At 74.1% G+C, this 19950-nt stretch carries 1 protein-coding gene (running past one end of the window); it reads right to left on the reverse strand.

Annotation, left to right across the window (positions count from 1 at the left end):
- On the reverse strand, nt 1-19950 hold the 3' portion of the coding sequence (locus AB0M63_RS08740; protein WP_366018888.1) for a hypothetical protein. 7911 nt of this gene lie beyond the right edge of the window; only the last 19950 of its 27861 coding nucleotides appear in the window; the start codon falls outside the window, past its right edge — the gene reads right to left on this strand; it ends in the stop codon at nt 1-3.

The following is a 19950-nucleotide window of genomic DNA, read 5'->3' on the forward strand; positions in this document are numbered from 1 at the left end:
TCAGTCGTCGTCCGGGGCGGGCGGGTTGGCCGAGAACCGGTTGCCGTCGAAGTAGAGGGTCAGCGGGTCGCCGTCGTCCGGACCGAAACGGTGGGTCCGGTTGCCCGGGCTGAGCACCCGGACCGGTCGGCCGGTGTCCCGTACGACCAGTGCCGCCAGGGTGGCCACGTAGGAGGGGGTGTCGGGGCGGGTCAGCACGAGTGCGAGGCGGGCGGAGTCGTCCAGTCCTGCCTCCGCGACGGTCACCGTGCCGCTCTGGAGGATGGCCTGGGCGCGCAACTCCTCGGTGAGGGCGCCGATTTGTTCCAGTACGGCGGTCGACACCGCCGTGTCCGGGGCCGGGAGCGCCGCGTCGTCGGGGGCGCCGTGAGCCGCCACGTCCGCCTGGGCCCAGGCGAGCAGCGCGGCATGCGGGTCGGGGCTCCCGGTCCACGCGGGGGCGGTATCGGAGCCGGCGAGCAGCCCGGCCAGTGAACGGGCGAAGGTCTCGGGGCGGTCCGCGCGCGACACTACGGCGCGGTGACGGGCGATCCCGGAGCCGTGACCGCGCCGGCCGTTCGCGCCGTCGGCGTCCTCATCGTCCTCCGACTCCTCTTCGCTCTCACCGTCCGCATCCACACCGCGCCGACCTCCCGGCCGATGCCGGACGACTCCAAAGCCATCACCACGCCGGCCGCTCGCATCATCGGCGTCCTCACCGTCCTCCGACTCCTCTTCGCTCTCACCGTCCGCGTCCACACCGTGCCCGCCTCCCGGCCGATGCCGGACGACTCCAAAGCCATCACCACGCCGGCCGCTCGCATCATCGGCGTCCTCGTCGTCCTCCGACTCGTCCTCGCCCTCGCCGTCCGCACCCACGCCATGCGGGCCGCCCGGCCGGTGGCGAGCACTTCCTGAGCCGCCCGGCCGGAACTCCGTTTCCTGGGGCGGCACTTGGGGCTCGTCCTCAGGTTCCTCCCGCGGGTCGTCCGTCGGCGGGATCACAGGCTCGACCGCCGGAGCCGCTGCCGGTCCCGCCTCGCCGCGGGCCGGTGTCGGGCGGGGAGCGCGACGGGGCCAGGTGGCGGGGGCGGCGGCCAGGGAGCCGGTCGTCAGGGGGGCCGTGCCCTCGCCCGCCGCTGCTCGTCGGGTCTCCAGGACGGTGACCGCGTCGCCGAGGTCCTGCTGTGCGTTGCGCTGCCGGGAGGCTTGCCTGGCCTGTTCGGTGAGGGCGTCGGTGATCTGAAGTCCGAGGGCGTCGAGCGCCTCCTGCGCGGCATCGCGCGCGGCGACCGTCCGGTCGTGGTGTGCGGTGGCCGTGGTGAGGGTCGCCCGGGCCATGCCGTCCGTCGTGGCCGCCGTGGTGGCCGTGTTCTGGGCCCGGGTCAGGATGTCGGCGGCGGTGCGGGCCGCGCCACTGGCCAGGCCCAGCCGGCGGGTGATGTCCTCGGCGGCGTGCTGGGCGGTCTCGACGGCGCGGTCGGCCCTCGCTGCCGCCCTCTGCGCCCTTTCGAGCGCGGCGAGCGCCCGTGTCCGCTGCGACTCGTGCCGGGACCCGTCCGAGGCCGCACCGCTCGCACCGGGGCGTGAACTCCCGTCCCGCGCGGCCGACTCGGCGGCCTCCCGTACGGCCCGCTCCGCCGTCGCCAGGTTCTCCTCCGCCGTGCGGACCGCCTCGTGACGCTCCCCCGCCGTCAGCGTGGCGTCCGTCACCCGATCGTTCTGGTCCCGGAGATCGGCGGTCAAGTCCCTTACCCGGTCCCTCCGTTCCTGGTCGACGAGCGCGGCGGTCTCCACGGCCCGCTCGGCGGCGAGGAGTTGGCCGGCCGCGGTGTCGGCGGCGATACGGGCGTTGGTCAACTCCCGTTCCGCCAGGGTCACCGGCTGCCGGGCGTGGTCCAACACCTGCTCGGCAGCCGGCAGTCGACCCTGGAGCTGGGCCTCCAGCGTGCGCGCCGCGTCCTCCGCCTGCCCGGCCGTCTCCAGGGTGCGCATCTGATCCCGTACGGCCGTCCAACCGTTGTCGGTCGCGCCCTGCGGATCGCCGGTCGCGTCGAACCGCCGGAACCGCACGCCCTCGCCGTCCCGCAGGGCGAGTTCGACGGGGCGGCCCAGCAGGGCGGCGGTGCCCGACGCCGCGTAAAGGGCGCGGGCCGTCTGGACGGGGCTGCCGTCAACCGCCAGCCAGAGCTGGATCATGTCGTCGGTCCCGGCCGGGGCGGGCCCGATGCCCTCCGCCAGCAGGGTCGGCAGGTCGCGCAGCGGTACGGTGCGCCAGTCGCGGAGCACCTCCGGGGCCCGGTCGCCCAGTGCTTGCGCGTCGGCGGTCTCGCGGGCCAGGGAGGCGCCGTCGTACACCCCGGGGTCGGTGTGGGCGGCGGTGACGCCGTGGCCGAGGAGGTCGCGTTCCAGGGGCCGTATCCGCACCGTGCCGGAGACGTACCGGACGCCGTCCGGACCGTGCACGGTGAGCAGCGCGTCGGCGAGGATCTCGTGGCTGCGGGTGCCGCGCGAACCGGCGGGGGCGCTGGTGTTGCCGTGCTTGAGCCACTCGCGGCTGGTGCCGACGACGGCGCCGCCCGTCCCGGGGTCCTGTGCCGGGCGGGCCAGTACCGGCAGGGTGAAGCCGAGCAGTTGGCGGTTGGAGTCGTGGGCGCTGAAGCCGCCCTGCGCCGAGAGGCTCCCGGTGAGGCCCGCGTGCGAGGCGGAGCCCGCGCTGACCGTGGTGAGCCGCACCCGGTCCACCGTCACATCGCCGGTGTCGGTCACCGGGCGCGGCCGGAACAGCTCGACGGTGAGCCGGGGCGGGGTGTCCGGGCGGCCCTGGAACGGGTAGGCGCCCGGCATCGTGGTGGTCAGGCCGGCGGGACCGCGCGGGTGGTCCAGGGAGATCGTGCCGGCCTGGACGAGTTCGCCGATGCGTACGGCGGTGGCGTCGGCGGAGCCGGAGGCGGCCAGCGACCGCCAGGAGTGGGTGAGGTCGGGGGCCACCTGCGCGAGCGCGGCGGCGAGTTCGGGTCCCGCGTCGAAGCCGAAGACGGGTGCGGGTCCGCCCGGCGTGAACCGGCGCCCGTTCGGCGTGGGCCTGCGCGCGGCCAGGCCGGCCGCCAACTGCGCCTCGGGCGGGGCGGGTTCGGCGGTCTCGCTGCCGGTGAAGCGCAGCGCGGCGGTGGCGTGCACGGTGGCGGTCCGGGTCGGCCGGCCGAGGAAGAGGTGGCTGATCCGGGCGGCGAGCGAGGTGTCCGCGTCGGTCAGGCTGAGCACGCCGTGCTGGAGCACACTGCCCGGCAGGTCCATCAGCCAGTCGGCGGTCGGGGTGGACCGCACGGTGGCGACGAGCCGGTACCGGACGCCGTCGAAGTCGGCGACGTTGTCGGTGCGCAGCCAGTGCCGGTCCTCGGAAGTCCGGGTGACCCGCGCCGAGTTGCCGCGCACGGTGTCGGCGCTGAGCAGCACGCCCGCCCGGTCGGTGCGCGGGCCGCCGGTGGGCCTCGGGAACCGGGACTGGAGCTGGACGAACCCCGCGTGCCGGACGGTGCGGGCGGTCTTGTCGGTCACCGAGGACGGGGTGTGGCCGTGGTACTGCTCGATGCCGGAACCCGCTGCCGCCGGGTGGCCGCGCAGCTGTCGTAGCGCGTGGTCGTCGGCGTCGGGCTCGGCGGCCAGCGTGACCTCGACGAGGCGGGCGCCGCCGTAGCCGACATGCCGGAACCGGAAGCGCTGGACGCGGCCGGGGCCGCGGCCGGCCAGGGTGCGCAGCCCCGCCGTGGCGGTGAGGTCCGCGATCCGGGTGTCCACGCCCGAGAGGTACGACGAGTGCCCGGGGCGGGTCGTGCCGGGGGCCTCGCTCTCGATCAGGGTGAGGAGGCGCTGCCGTAGTACGTCGGGGCGTCGCACGGTGCGCGTGGCGTCGGTGAACTCGTCCATCGCCCGGACGCTGCCGAGGCCCACCTCGCGGGAGGCGACGAACCGGCGCGGCAGCGACACGGTCCCGGGTGTCGCTGCGGGCACCGTGAGCCCGGCCACCGGTGTGAACCAGGCGGCGTAGCGCCGGAGTTGTGCAGGGGTGGCCAGGAACCGTACGGCGTCCGGCAGTTCCACCGCCACCGTCACGGCACGGCCCTCGCCCTGGCCGAACGCGTTGCCGACGGCGTTGCGGCGGCCGCGCCGGAACGTCACCAGCAGGAGCGCGTCGGCCGCGATGCGGTGCTGTGCGCCGCTCTCGGTGGCGGTGCGGTTGACCGCCGTCGAGGAGGCGAGGGCCCGTGCCTGGTCCTGCCGGGCGGTACGGGTGTAGCGGGCCGAGGGGTTGAGGCTCGGATGCCGGGGCGCGGTTCCCGTCGTGGCGCCGCTCTGCTCCTGTGCCGCGTTGGTGGCGCGGGTGTGGATCGTGCCGGTGTCGCCGGGGTCGCCGTCGTTGCCCGCGGCCTGGTCGGCGCTCGGTGTCGGTGCCGACGCGGCGTTGCGGACCGCGGTGAAGCCGCCCGCCCACTGGGTGGTGCGGGACGCCCCGCGCTGCTGCCCGGCGCCGTCGGCGGCACTGAGCCCCGTTTCGAAGTACTGCGAGACATCGCCCGCCGCCCGCGGCCGGCGCAGGGCTCCCCGGATCTCCACGGAGAGCACCTCGTCGGCGGCGAGCCCCGGCAGGGTGAGCCCCTCGATCACATACGCGCCCTTGAACACCTGGTGGCCGCGGGCCAGCAGGGCCGCGGGGCTGCGGGCGGCGGCCAGCATCTCCGCCGCCACCGTGGTCGGGTCGGTTGCGGCGGCACCGGCCAGCGACTCGCCCATGGCCCGCCCGACGCGTGCCACCGGCGCCGGGGTGCGCTCCGCGACCGCGTCCCGCACCCCGTCCAGAAGTCCGCGCGCCGGATGCCCCGGATAGGTGTTGCCGAGTACCGCCGTGAACGCCTCGTCGAGCGCGGCCGACGCCCGGAACACCTCCATCATCGAGTCGTCCGGCAGCGGTACCGACTCCGGCAGCGGGCCGCCGTCCGCGTCGGTCAGGTCGAGCAGGGCGCGGTCGGCGTCGTCGGCGGCGCGTACCGTGTGCGCGGCGGGCGCCACCGGGGCGGGCGCGGCGGCGGGCAGCGTACGGTGCGTCGGCACCGACAGCCGCAGCGTCCCCGGCACCCGGTCCGGCGGCGGGGGCTGCGGACCGGCCGGCGGGGCGCCGTGCGGGAGGTACGGCTCGACCACCGTCTCGTGCGCGAACCGTACCCGCGGCTCCTGCCCCGGCCCCTCGTACAGGTCGAGCGCCAGGTCGGCCGGCACCTCGAACACCTCGCTGCGCTGTCCGTCCCCGCTGCCGATGAAGAACTGGTCGTGGCCGACCGACAGTTGGACGTTGTTGTCGTGCTGAACCTGGTGGGAGCGCACATGGTCGCCGGTGCCGCCGAGGGTCCACGCACCGCCCCGTACCGGCACCCCGAACGAGCCACCGACGCCGTACGACGCCCCGTACCGCGACCCGTTCTGGTCGCCCGCGGCCGTCGACAGCGACGCGAAACCCATGCCCTGCACATCGGGCAACACCCGGGTGTGCGTGCCGGCGCCCGTTCCGCGCACCGCGCTGAGCACCAACCGAACCCGGCGGGTGCCGCCCACCGTCGGGATCTCCAGGAAGAGCGGATGGCCGCCGTCCAGCATGGCGTCCGTCGCGGCCCGCTGCCCGATCTGCGACCGGGCCTGCTCGAACCGGCGCAGATTGTTCAACTGGGCCTGCACCAGCGCCTCGTCGGGCAGCACCCGGTTGCGCGCGGTGGTGTCGCCGGGCAGGAAGCCCTCGCGGCGCAGCCAGTTCTCGGCGTGCACGAAGAGGGGCTCGGCGCCGGCCACGCCCAACGGTGTCGCCGTGGTGCCGATCGCCCGCAGATGCTCCAACTCCACGGGGAGCCGCCGCAGTTCCTCCGGCGTCGGGGCATGCCCCTGGGCGTCCTCGGCGGTGAGCAGCCGCAGATGCATCCCGCGCGGCCAGGCACCGGGCGCGAACGGCAGCCGCCCACCGCCCGGCAGATGCAGCACCAGCGTGTGCCGTACCGCGGCGGGCGCCAGCAGATGACTCCGGTTGGTGCGCACCGCGTGCATCAGGGCGGCGCTGCCGCTCTGGGTCAGCGCGTCGTTCGTCCCCGCCTGGGCCGAGACCCGCCCCAGCACTCCGCCGCCGACCCGCCGGGAGGCGTCCGGGTGCCCCTCGGCATGGTCACCGGTGAGCGCCGGACCGAGACTCCCGGACAGGGACACACCACTGCTGAACCTCGACTGCGCCTCGATCTTCACCACCTGCGTCAGATGGCTCTCCAGATTGATCTTCCCCGGGACGCTCCGTCGCAGCGGCTCCCCGACCTCCACCTCGGTGAGCAACTGGAACATGCCGACCGCGCGCCCCGACCCGTCGAGCAGCACCGGCGAGAACACTCCCCCGTCCCGCTGCATCGGCAGGGTGCCCCGCAGCAACGGCTCCGACAGGAAGGTCTCCAGCTCCGCCCGGGAGTCCTCGTCCAGCGCCGCCAGCCGCGCCCCGTAGTGCTCCAACGCCTCCGCGAGCAGCCGCCCCGGCTCCGCGACCGTGTCGACGCCCCACACCGGAAGGACGTCCAGATCCGCCGCCTCGGGCAACTCCCCTTCCTCGTCCCGCGCCAGATGCTGCGGGAACCAGATGGTCACCGGCCCGTGCGAGCGCGGCACGCCCCAGGTGACGGGCGCGGCCAGCGCCGGGGTGTCGATCCGTACGTCCCACTCGGCGGTGAAGTCGTACGGCTCCGAGGGCTCGTTGCTGCGCTGTGCCGTCGTCGACTGCACCACCGTCGTCACCGAGGCGCTCGACGAGAGCTGGTTCAGGGTCAGCGCGAGCGTCAGCGCCGCGTCGACCCCGCGCACCGGGATCGCCCTGGTCACCGGGAACAACCCGGTCCACGGCAGCATCAGGGTACGGATGTTGCCGGACGCCTCCGACGACACCGTCTCCTGGGCACCGATCCCCCGCCGCTCCACCCGCACATCCCGTACGGCACCCTCGGCCTGCCCGTACCGGGCCGCCGCCACCGGCCGCGAGAGCCGCAGCCGCAGGTCCACCGTCCGGTCCCGGCCGTCCACCCGCACCGTGATCCGGAAGCCCAGACTGCCGCGCAGATACGGCAGGTTGACCACCAGCTCCTCGGCGCTCGCCACCGTCCGCAACTGCTCCCGCACCGGATGCGTGTCCGGCGCGTCCGCCAGCCCGAGCGCCGTCATCACCTGCTGGTGCAGCCCGTCCACGACCACGGCCGCCAGCGGTTCGAGGAGCACCAGGCCCACGTTGCCGTCCTGTTGGGACCCGTACCCGAGGACGTACGCCGAGGAGGGCGCCGCGACCGGGGCGTTGGAGGTGGGCCAGGTGGGGGTGTCTTCGGCGGGGATGGGGGTGGTGTCGGGGTCGAGGGTGGGGGTGGTGGTGGTGTTTTGGCTTGTGTGGTCGTGGAGTTGGGGGCCTGCGGCGGTGACGTTCTCGATGGTCGCGAGGTAGCGGTGCGGGATGTGGACGGGCGTGTCGGTGGTCGCCATCACGCCGGTGGTGCGCACTGTGGTGCTGTGGGGGTGGTTGCGCAGCAGGAAGTCGTTGTCGCGCTGCTCGTCCGGCAGGCCGAGGTAGTGCAGGACCTCGTGGAGGAGGTCGGCGTCGGAGTGGCCCGCGTCGAGGTGGAGTTGATCGGCGCGGGTGGGATCGGCTGTGTCGGTGAGAGTGATCGCCTCGGGGTGGGCGGGGTCGTCGATCAGGTTGAGGGTGATGTGGACCTGATCTCCTGAAGTGGGCAGTGCCAGGCCGGAGTTGAGGTGCGTATCCAGCAAGCCGGTGATGCGGTCGTTCAGCTGCCGGGTCAGGGCCGGGTCGGTGGCGGTGACCGGGAGGTTGAGGGTGTAGTCGCGGATCCACTGGCCGTTGGGGGCCTGGATACGGCGGATGTGCGTGCGGATGAGGGTGGTGGCGCCGCTGAGGACGCCTGGGCGGGGCGGGTTGGACTGGTCGGCGTGCGGGTCGAAGCGCTCGGTGGCGTGGACTGCGGGGCGGGCGTGGGGACGCAGCCCGTACCAACTCTCCTTCGACGCAGGGCTGGTGACGCGAGGCGCGGGACGGTCGTCGTTCGTGTCACGGGTCGGCGCGGGACGGAACCGGCCGGGTTGTTGGACGCTGGGAGCGTCCTCGGGCCCCCGGGGCGCGCTCGACGGCGTGATGTTCGTAGGAGCGGCGCCCGTGTCGGAAGCGCTGTAGTGGTTCAGGCCCGTGTAATGGACCTCCAGCGCAGGGGTGTTGGTGGTCGGGCCGTAGCGCAGCACGATGCCCTGCGTGGTGGCGGGCATCGGCTGGAAGACGTGGATCGGGGCGCCGAGGGTGTCGGCGAGCAGCGGCAGGAAGGTGTCGCCGATCGGGTGCGCCCACGCGTCCGACCAGCGGCTCACCGCGCGTTCGAGCATGTTCTGCTCGTCGTCGGTGAGTGCGGCGGTGCTGCGGTGGTAACCGGCGATCAGCAGCGAACGGCGCTCGTCGGGGGTCATGGTGGCGAGCGTGGGCAGCGCGTTCACCGCTCGCAGATAGGCGAACATCCGCCGGTTGCTCGGTGCGGCGCCGGCCGGCGGGGGCGGGGCGCCCGGCAGCGAGACGGCTTGGAGATAGCGGGTCTGGAGGTCGACGGGGTCGAGGTCCTCGGCATGGGTCATGCCCTGGATGCCGTACTGGGTCAGTGCGTTGTCGATCTCGTCGGCGGTCATGTCCTCCACCGCCGAGGTGAAGGGGTCGGCGAGGACGCCCCGGAGTTGGCCGAGCACCTGTGGCGGGAGCGGCCGGCCGCCGGCGCGGGCCGCCGTCAGCCGGGCGAGCACCAGGTTCTGCAACTCCCGCCGTGCGGCCCGCAGATGGCCTGATCCCTGGTCGGCGGTCTGCGGTTGCGTCGTCAGGGTCGTGAGGGTCTGTCGTACGTCGTTGGGTCGCGCGAGCCAGGCGGCGGTGCCCGGGTCGAGGGTCTGGCCGGCTTGTTGCAGGCGGCTGCGGACCAGGTGCGGCGCGCTGCCGATGACGGCGTAGAGAAGGCAGTTGCCGTCGCCGGGGGTGGGGACGGCGGTGCCGGTGGGGGTGACGTACGGGGACGGCGGGGTGATGACGGGGGGTGGGGCGGTGGTGGCTGTGGTCGGGGGCTTGCTCGTGGCCTTGCCCTTGTCGGTGGCCTTGCCCTTGTCCGTGGCCTTGCTGGTGGCCTTGCCCTTGCTGGTGGCCGGCTTCTTGGTCTTGGCGGTCTTGGCGCCGGTGGTGGCCGGCGCCGGGGTGTGGGTCTGGCCGCCGGCCGGGAGGGGGGTGGGGCGGCCCTCGGGGTCGGGCCAGCGGGGCGGGGTGGTGGCGAAGGTGGTCCGCAGGGACTGTTCGGGTGTGGGGGCGCTGTCGTGGACGGCGGTGGACAGGCCCGGCAGTGCGGCGGTGGCGGCCATCTGGTCGGCGGCGGCCTGGAGTTGGGCGGTGACGGCGGTGGCGATCTGCGCGTTGCGGCGGTCGACCTCGGTCCGGGCCGCGGTCACCCGGCCCTGGGCGAGGGTCTCGCGGCGCCTGGCACCCTGGACGTCCTTGTCCCGGAGGTCCTCGGTCTCCGCGTCCTGCCGCTCCTTGTCGACGGCCTTCCTGAGGTTCGCCTCCTCGTGGGCGATACGGGCCGGTCCTACGTCGACGATGTGCTCCGCCCGTCGCAGCGCCTCCCCGTCGGCGTCGAGCCGTTCGGTGGCCTGCTCGATGGCATCCCGGGCGGCGGTGATCGCGGAGACCTCCGCCCGCACCCGGGGGTCGTCGGCGACATCGGCTGCGGGGTCGTCGGAACGCGGGGTGCCGGGAGCCGGCGGGGCGGGTACCGGTACGGGAGTGGTGCTCGACTGCCCGTTGCGCGCGGCCTGTTGGGCTGCGGCGGCGCGTTCGGTGCGCACGGTGTGTTCGGCACTGGTGAGCCGGGCCAGGGCCGACCGGAGATCGCCGCGGGCCGTGGTCTCGTCCCGTTCGTGCTGCGCGATCGCCCGGGGCAGGGTGGTGACGGCCTCCCGGGCGTTCGCCACGTCCCGCTTGAGCCGTGCCACCAGTGCCTCGGCATTCCGCACGGCACGGGCGGAGTCGGCGGCGTCGGTCCGCGCGCGGTCGTGGGCGTCGACCGCGTCGGTGACCGCTTGCCGCGCCTTGCGGTGCCCGTCCACGGCGGTGGTGTGCGCGCGGTTGGCCTGCTGGAGGGCGGCGGTGAGGCGGTTCAGCGCCTGCGGGGTGTCGGTGAGGGTGTCGGTGGCGGAGTGCAGCAGCTCCGCCTGGGCGTGGAAGGCGGTCCACGCCGTGGTGAGGGCGGGGTCGGCGGTGACGAGGGCGCCTTCGGGGGTGAACTCCCAGCGGCGGATGCCCTGTTGGTCACGGGTCATCAGTTCCAGCGGCCGGTTGCCGAGCACGGCGGTGCGGGAGGCCGTGTAGAGGGCCTGGCCGAGGCGGATGCCCTGCGGGTCGGCGCCGAGGGCCACCCAGACCTGGACGCCGTGACTGCCCGCGGGGATCGCGGAGTTGAGGCGTTCGGGCAGGGTGTGGGGGGCGGCGGTGGTCCAGTCGGGGACCAGCGCGGGCAGGTCGTGGATGTCCGGCGGGGCTTCGGCCGGGGTGATGAGACCGTGGCCGAGGAGGTCGCGTTCCTCGACGCGGAGGGTGACGGTGCCGGTGACGTGGCGGGTGCCCGCCGGTCCCTCGACGAGCAGGTGGGCGTCGGTGTCGATGGCGTAACTGCGGGTGCCTCGGGCCCCGTTGGCGGGCGCGGAGGTGCTGCCGGACTTGAGCCAGTCGCGGCGGCTGCCGGTGGTGGTGCCGCCGAAGGTGGAGGGCTGGGTCTGCCGCTGGGCGAGAGGGATGCTCAGCCCGCCGATCTGGTGGTTCTCGTCGTCGCCGCTGAGGAGTTCGGTGAACCCGGTGGCGAGGGAGTGGTCGGCGCCGGCGGCGGTGCTCACCGTCTCGGCGGTGTTGTGGAGTTGGTCGAGGGTGACGTCGTCGCCGTGGGTGGAGCGGCGCGGGTTGTAGAGCGTCACCGCGATCGACGGGGCCTGGCCCGGTGCCCCCTCGAAGGGCGTGGTGCCGGGCAGCTTGCGGGTGAGGCCGGCGCCCAGCCGGGGACGGTCGAGGGTGACCCGCCCGGCCTGGACGAGCTGGCCGAGCCGGACCGCCTGGCCCTCCACCGAGACGGAGGTGATCTGCGCGTGCCAGCCGCGACCGCCGCGCGGGGCCACGTCGTTCAGCGCCGTCTCCAGATGCGCCCAGCCGTCGAAGGAGAACGCCGGGGTCGGCCCCACCGGGTGGAACATCTGCGCGTCGGCGAGATACGGGACGGGGGGCGGGCCCGGCAGCACGGTGTTGCGCGGATCGGCGCCGGAGACGACGGACGGGGCGGTCACCGTGGCGGCCTGGGTGAGGGCGTTGGTCTCGGTGCCGGTGAACCGCAGCGTCAGCCGGACCGGGACGCTGCGGGTGCGCGGGGTGCCCCGGGCCAGCAGTTCGTTCATCCACCGGCGTACGTCGCCGCCCGCCTCGGCCCAGGCGATGACGCCGTTCTGGACGAGGCCGCCGAGGACGTTGGGCGGCCAGTCGGCGACCAGCGCGGAGCGGACGGACAGGACGTAGTCGTACTGGAGGCCGTCGAAGTCGGCGCCGTTGTCGGTGCGCAGCCAGAACCGGTTGTCGGCGGTGGTCGCCCGTCGGGCGGACCGGCTGGTGGCCGACTGCGGGGTGAACACGGGCGCCGCCCGGTCGGTCTTCGTGGGGTCCGGGCCCTGGTTCGGGCGGGGATAGCGGGTGGTCAGCGTGACCGGGAGCTGTCGCTGCCGGACCGAGGCGCGGGTGGTGGTGCGGCCGGCCGCCGTGTGCGACTGCCACTGTTCGAGGCCCGAGCCGGGGGTCGAGGAGCCCAGGACACCGGCCAGGTTCTGGGTGCGGCGGGGCACCGCCGTGAGGGTGACCTCGACCAGCCGCTCGCCGCCGAAGACGTGGTGGCGGAAGTGGAAACGGGTGGTGGCCCGGCGCGGGGTGCCGTCCGGGCCGCGTCCGGGCAGTGAGCGCAGTCCGGCGGTCGAGGTGAGCTGCGCGATCCGGCCGTGCACACCGGCCTGGTGGCCTGGGTGCCCCGGGGTGAACACTCCGGGTGCCTCGGCCTCCACCAGCTCCATCAGCTCACGCCGGACCTGGCCACGCCGCTCCCGCGGGCCGACCGCTCCCATCGGGACCGGACCGGTGGCGGGCACGGGGGCGGCGACGGGCCGGTCGTACTCGATGACCGAGAGGACACCGCCGAGGCCGAGTTCGCGGTTGCGGGTGTACGACGCCGGCAGCGGCGCCGTGGCCGGGGCGGGGGTCGGCGTGAGCCCGGTCACCGAGCCCATCCACCGTGCGTCGCGGGTGAGTTGACCCTGTGTCATGAGGAACTGGAGGCCGTCCGGGACGTCGACCGCGAAGGTGACGGGGTCGACGGTGCCGGGTTCGCCGACCCCGTTGAGCAGGGTGCGGGAGCCGGCCCGGACCGTGACCAGATAGGTGACGTCGGCGACCACCCGGTGCAGGGTGCCGCTCTCGGTGGGGGTGCGGTTGACGCCCGTACTCGCGGCGAGCGTGTCGGCGGTGTCGGTGCGGGACACCTGGCCGAGCCGGGCCGACGGGTTGAACAGGCCCTTGTACGGCTTGCCGACGCTCTGGCTGGTGGAGACCGAACCGTCCGACTCGGGACCGGTGTCGCCCTGCCCGGCCGCGTTCGCCGGGCCCTCGGGCCGGCTGGGCGGGTTCTGGGTGAGCACCCCGCTGCCGCCGAACTGGTGCGACTTCCCGAGGGACTTGAGCTGCTGGGCGCTGTCGGTGGCGGAGACGCCCGTCTCCAGGTACTGCCCGGTGGTGTCCAGCAGTCGGGGCCGGTGCGCGACGGCCTGGATCTCCAGCGAGTACTGGCCGTCCGCCAGGGTCCCCGGCAGGCTCAGACCCTCGACGACATAGGAGTTCTTGAAGATCTGGTGGCCGTGGGCGACGAGGCTGCCCGGGGTGATCGCGGCATGCCGGGTCTCGGCGGCACGCGTCCTGCTGTCCGTCAGCCCGTGCCCGGCGAGCGGGGAGATGCCGTCGCGGGCCGGCTGGGCGGCGGTGCCGGTTCCTGTGGCCGTCGCGGCGGGGGCGGTGACCGGGAGGACCGGGCCGGTGCCGGTCGTCGTCGGGGCAGGCGGCCCGCCCGGGGCGGTGACCGGGAGAAGCGGGCCTGTGCCGGTAGTAGTCGAGGCCGGCACCACGCCAGGGGCCGTGCCGCTGGTCGTCGGCACGGGCGGCACACCCGGGGCGGTGACCGGCAGGATCGGGCCGGTGCCCGTGGCGGCCGGAGTCGGCTGTGCCTCGCGGCGGATCTGCGCGGCCGCCCGCTGGAACGCCGACTCGATGGCCGAGGCGCCGCGCACGGTGTCGATCAGGGCGTCGTCCGGTACCCGCACCAGCTCCGGGCGCGGGACGCCGTGGGCGTCGGTCGCGTCGAGCCGGGCCCGGTCGGTCGGGTTGGGCAGGCGCGGCGCTTGGTCGGCCCGCGCGGCGGGGGGTGCGGGGGTCGCCGGGGGTGCGTGGGTACGGCCGGCCGGCACCGCCAGCCGCAGCGCACCGGTGACCGTCGGCGGAACGACAACGGGCGGCGCGGGAGCGGCAGTTGGCACCCCCGGGACGACGGCCGGAGCGGCGGCCCGGTTGACGTTCCGCCCGAACCGCTCGCTGGGCGCGTCGCCCTCGCCCGCGTACAGGTCGAGGGCCAGCCGCACCGGCACCTCGAAGTCGTGGCTGTCCTGGCCGGTGGCGATGAAGAACTGGTCGTGCCCGGTGGCGCCGCCCACGGTGTCGCCGTGGGTCACCTGATGGCCGTACTGGTAGTCGGCACCGAACCCGATGGACCCCCAACCGCCCAGCGGCCCGCTGACACTGCCCATCGGTCCGAGCGCGCCGCCGTACGACTCACCGCGCTGCTCGGAGTCGCTGCCCGCCATCTGGGCCAGGCCCATGACCTGGATGCCCGGCAGGACCCGGCGGTGGGTGCTGGCGGTCGTGGTGTCACGGACGGCGGTGAGGAGCAGCCGGACCCGGCGGACACCGGTGTCGGAGCTGTTCGGCACCTCGAAGTGCAGGGCGTGTCCGCCGTCGACCATGGCGTCGGTGGCGGCGCGCAGCCCGGTGCGGGAGCGGGCCTCGCGCAGTCGGCGCAGATTGTTGAGCTGGGCGTGCAGCCGGATCTGGTGCTCGGGCTCGATGCTCTGTGCCGCCCGCTTCAGACGCGCGCCGATCCCGGGGCCCGGGGCAGCGGGAGGCAGGAAGCCCTCACGGCGCAGCCACGTCTCGGCCTCCGCGAACATTCCGTCCGTACCGGTTACGTCGAGCGGGGCCGTGCTCAGCCCGATGGCGTCCAGCCGCTCCAACGAGTCCGGGAGTTCCCGCAGTTCGGCGGCGGAGGGCTGGTGGCCGAGAGCGTCCGCCCGGCTCAGGACCCGTAGGTCCATGCCGTGGGTGAGGGCCAGCGGGGGCGCCGCCGTCTCGGTGCCGTCCGGGCGGATCAGGGTGACCTGGTAGGTGACGCCGGAGGGTGTGAGCAGATGGCTCCGGTTGGTGCGGATGGCGTGCATCGTGCCGGCGGAACTGCTCGCGCTGTACGTGTTGGTGACGGTCGCCTGGGTCTGCCCGCGCAGGCCGAGGCTGCCGCCGATGGTGCCGGAGGCGTCCGGGTGCCCCTGCCCGTGGTCGCCGGTGAGGGCGGCGGCACCGCTGCCGCTGATCCCGATGCCGCTGGTGTACTTCGAGGAGAGGTCGACCTTCGCCGTGTTGACCAGGTGGCTTTCGAGGTTGATCTTTCCCGGGGTGCTCTGCCGTTGCGGGGTGCCGACCGTGGGCACGGTGACCAGGTGCAGCATGCCGACCGCGTTGCCGGAGGCGTCGGTCAGGACGGGTGAGTAGATCCCGCCGTCGATCTGCATGGGCAGGGTGCCGCGCAGCACCTGCTCGGAGAGGAAGTCCGAGACCTGCCCGGCGGCGGCCGTGTCGAGGTCGGCCTGGAACGTCCGGTGGACGTGCTCGTACAGAGCCCTCGGATCGATCACCGAGTCGACGCCGTAGAGCGGCAGATCGGCCGGACCGGCCGGTGCGGGCAGGGAGTTGGGCGCCGGGTCGGCGGTGGTGAGGTGACGCGGGAACCAGATGGTGGTGGGCCCGTGCGACTCCGCCGTGCCCCAACCGTCCGGTGCGGGGGCGGTGGTGACGGCGGGAGCGTCGACGCGCACCCGCCACTGCGTCGTGAACTCCACTGGATCCGAGGGCTCGTTGGAGCGCTGGGCGGAGGTCGTCTGGACGGCCTGGGTGACGGTGGTTGCGTCGCTCGCCTGGTTGTGGGTGACGGCCACGGTCAGCGATCCGTCCACCGCCCGCACGGCGGTCGGCGCGGCGATCGGCCAGGAGCCGGTCCACGGCACCTGGAACGTGCGATAGGTCCCGGACGACTGACTGGAGAAGTTCTCCCGGGTCCCGAACCCGCGCCGCTCCACATGCTTGTCCGGGTCACGCGGGTCGAAACGGCCCTGCCGCAGCGAGGCCCGCGCCTCGGAAAGCGTCAACTGTACGTCGACGGTGTGCTCGCGTCCGCCGACGCCGACGGTGATGCGGTGACCGCCGTTGGAGCGCAGATACGGCAGATGGAGCGCGAGGTTCTCACGGCTCAGCGCACCCCGCACCTGCTCGCGCACCGACTCGGGCGGGTTGTCGACGTCCAGCCCGAGCGCCTCGTAGACCTGACCGTGCAGCCCGTCCATCACCTCGTCGGAGAACGGCTCCGCGTACACCAGCCCGACCGTGCCGTCCGGGAGCGCGCCGTAGGAGTTCACGTAGCTGGACGGGAGTTGGCTTGGGGTGGGGGGTGGTGCGGTGGGGGCGTTGGAGGTGGGCCAGGTGGGGGTGTCTTCGGCGGGGATGGGGGTGGTGTCGGGGTCGAGGGTGGGGGCGGTGGTGGTGTTTTGGCTTGTGTGGTCGTGGAGTTGGGGGCCTGCGGCGGTGACGTTCTCGATGGTCGCCAGGTAGCGGTGCGGGATGTGGACGGGCGTGTCGGTGGTCGCCATCACGCCGGTGGTGCGGACCGTGGTGCTGTGGGGGTGGTTGCGCAGCAGGAAGTCGTTGTCGCGCTGCTCGTCCGGCAGGCCGAGGTAGTGCAGGACCTCGTGGAGGAGGTCGGCGTCGGTGTGGCCCGCGTCGAGGTGGAGTTGATCGGCGCGGGTGGGATCGGCTGTGTCGGTGAGGGTGATCGCCTCGGGGTGGGCGGGGTCGTCGATCAGGTTGAGGGTGATGTGGACCTGGTCGCCTGAAGTGGGCAGTGCCAGGCCGGAGTTGAGGTGCGTGTCCAGCAAGCCGGTGATGCGGTCGTTCAGCTGCCGGGTCAGGGCCGGGTCGGTGGCGGTGACCGGAAGGTTGAGGGTGTAGTCGCGGATCCACTGGCCGTTGGGCGCCTGGATACGACGGATATGCGTACGGATGAGGGTGGTGGCGCCGCTGAGGACACCCGGGCGGGGCGGGTTGGACTGGTCGGCGTGCGGGTCGAAACGCTCCGTGGCGTGGACGGCGGGACGGGCGTGGGGACGCAGCCCGTACCAACTCTCCTTCGGCGCGGGGTTGTTGACGTGGGAAGCGGGTTGGTCGTCGTTCGTGTCACGGGTCGGCGCGGGACGGAACCGGCCGGGTGGTTGGACGCTGGGAGCGTCCTCGGGACCCCGAGGCGCGCTCGACGGCGTGATGTTCGTAGGAGCGGTGAGGGGGCCGGCGTCGGTGGCGCTGTAGTGCCTGAGGCCTGTGTAGTGGACCTCAAGGACCCGGGTGGCGGTGGGTGAGCCGACGCGGGTGACGGTGCCGAGGCCGGTCGTCCGGTTGGGCCGCAGTACCTCCACGGCCACGTCCAGGGTGTCCGCCAGCAGGGGGAGGAACAGCTCGCCCTGGTTGCTCTCCCACGACCGCGACCACTTCTGGACGGCGTCGAGCGCGTGGGCCAGCTCCGCGTCGGTGAACTGTGCGGTGCTGCCGGTGTAGCCGTTCCCGAGCACTCGGCGGAGCTGGACGTCGGAGAGGTTGTTCAGTGTGGGCAGCCGGTCGCTGTCTCGGAGATACGCGAACATGGCGCGGACGCCGGGGTCGTCCGGGCCGATCACGTCGTCCTCGGCCAGCGCGTCGCTGTAGCGCGTGTCGAGATCGTCCAGGTCCGCCGGTTCCGTCACGCCGGTGATGCCGTACTCCTGGAGGGTCGCCAGGAGTACGGGCCGGTCCATGGTCGCGGTCTGCCGCTCGAACCACTGCGTGAGGGTCTGCCGTACCTGGCCCACGGCGTTGTGCGGCAAGGGGCGACCGCTGCGCGCGGTGAGGAGCCGGTCCTCCGCGAGGGCGCGCAGCCGTTCGGCGGTGGCCGTCAGACGGGCGTCGGTCGTGGTCGGCGGGGAGTTGGGCCGGCGCCGGGTGAACTGGGCCAGGGCGGTGCGCACTTGGGCCGGGCGGCCCAGCCAGTCGTAGAGAGCCGGGTCCTCGGTACGCAGTCCGGGGAGCCGGTCCCGCACGCGTTCCGGGTCGGTGCCGATGAAGGTGTAGAGCAGGCACTGGCCGTCGCCGCGGGTCGGGACGGTACGGCCGCGCGGCGCTCGCACCTGGAAGTGCACGGGCTGTGGTGACGTGCTCGCGGTGTCGTCCTGAGCAGGGTCTTTGCCCTTGGCCTTGCCGTTGACCTCGTTCTGGGTGTGGGCGTCCGTGTCGACCGGTGCCTGGTCCTGGTCCTGGGTCGCGGTGGTGACGAGGTTGTCGGAGGTGTCGGCCTGGTCCTGGTCCGTAGTGTCGCCGGCCGGGCCACCAGACGTACTCCCGCCGTCCACACCCGAACTGCCGCCGAGCTTCCCGGACTTGGCCGCGTCATCGCCGCCCGCAGTGTCCTCGTCGCCCGGCGGTGACGTGTCCTTCGCCGGGGTGGTGGGCAGCGCGTCCGGGGTGGTCAGTTCGGTGTCCGCGTTCGAGTGGTTGTCGCTGTCCGACTCCTCGTCGCCGGTGGTGGAGTCGTCGTCGCTCGTCGAGGGGTCGTTGCCGGTGGAGGGGCCGGCCGTGCGGGGGCGGCCCGAGCCGGGCCAGCGCGGGGTGATGGTTGCCAGGGTGGTGCGGGACGTGGGCAGCGCCGAGGGGGCCGCGGCCAGTACCGCGCCGGCCTGGCCGGGCAGTTCGGTCTCCGCTGCCGCGCGGCGGGCCGCCGCGTCGTCGCGCCGGCCGAGGGCGTTGTCGAGCGCGGCGTCGATGTCGCCGAGTCGCCGCTCCGCCCGCTCGTGGGTCTCGCGTGCGTCGTCCTGGACCAGGGCCGCGTCCTCGGCGTGTCCGCGAGCCGTCTCGGCCTCTGAGCGGCGGGTGCCGGCCGTGGCCCGGACCCCCGGGAGCTGCGCCCGCGCCTCGCTCAGGGCGGCCTCGTCGCGGGCGAGGGCGGTGCGGGTGTCCTGGAGTGTCTTACGGTTCTGCGCCAGGTTCTCCTGTACCCCGGCGAGGTCGGCGTCCAGCTTGCCGATCTCTGCGGTGAGTTCCTCGATCTGGCGGGTGAGACCTGGGTCGACGGCGGGGGCGGGGGGCGCGGCCGGGTCGGCCGTGGTGTTCCCGGTGTTCGAGCTGTCCTGCGTGGTCGTACCCGGCGTGGCGGCCTCGTCGACCGTGGTGCTGTGCGTGCCGGCCGGGCCCGGTGCAGGGACACTCGTCGTGCCGGTCGTACCCGGCGTGGCGACGCCGTCGACCGTGGTGCTGTTCTCCCCCGTCGTACCCGGCGTGGCGGCCTCGTCGAGCGTGGTGCTGTTCGTGCCGCTCAGCCCCGGCGTCGGGACGCCAATCGTGGTGCCCGAGGCTGCGGCGCGGGTGGTGAGTTCGGTGAGGTGGCGGCGGGCCTCCTTGGTGCGGGCGCTGAGGGATACCTCCTGGCGCTCGTCCTCGGAGATCGCGTCGGTGAGCGGACCGAGTGTGCGGCGGGACTCCGAGATGTCGCCGATCAAGGTGTTGACGCGGTCGGTGAGGGCGCGAAGGTTCGCGTCGGCCCGGTCCGCCTCGTCCTCGGCGGTGGTGGCGGCCGTGTCGGTGCGTTCGGCCTCGGCTGCCGCGTCCGTCAGGGCGATGGCCGCCCGGTCCAGGGCGTCCTGGGCGTCGGGCCGTAGGTCCCGCAGCCCGTGTTCGTCGACGAGCGCCTCGGTGTGGTCGGCCTCGGCGCGGTCGAATTCGGCGGCGGTGTTCTCGAAGTCCGCCCAGGCCCGGTCCAGGTCCGGATCGCCGGTGGTGGAGCCGGATGCCGTGCTGCCGTCCGCGTCCGGGGCCGGTGTTGCCGCCGGGGGCGAGGTGAGCGTGCCGTCCGGGTCGAACGACCAGACCCGCAGCCCCTCCGGGCCCCGTGTGACCAGTTCCACCGGGTGCCCCTGGGCGCGGGCGGTTCGCGAGGCGCCGTAGAGGGCGAGGGAGAGGCGGGAGCCGTCCGGGTCGGGGCCGGTGGCCACCCAGAACTGGTATCCGTCGTCGTCGGGGTCGACGCCCGCGGTGAGGGCGGCCGGTATGTCCCGCAGCGGTGTGGTCGCCCAGTCCGTCGGGGCGGCGCCGGTCTGCGAGGCGAGCAGTGCCGGGAGGTCGTAGACGCGGGGCACGGGGTGGGGCTCGGTGATGCCGTGGCCGAGTGCGTCGCGCTCCTCGACGCGGACCGTGGCGGTGCCGGTGACATGGCGGACGCCCTCGGGGCCGGAGACCGTGATGTGCACATCGGTCCTGACCTCGTAACTGCGGGTGCCGCGGCCCTCGGCGGGCAGGCTGGTGCTGCCGGTCTTGAGCCAGTCGCGGCGCCCGCCTGAGACACCGCTGCCGAAGTTGCTCGCGTCCACCGGCCGTTGGAGCACCGGCGGGGTGAGACCGAGCAGGTTGCG

This window comes from Streptomyces sp. NPDC051576 (assembly GCF_040681835.1).
Classification (GTDB): domain Bacteria; phylum Actinomycetota; class Actinomycetes; order Streptomycetales; family Streptomycetaceae; genus Streptomyces.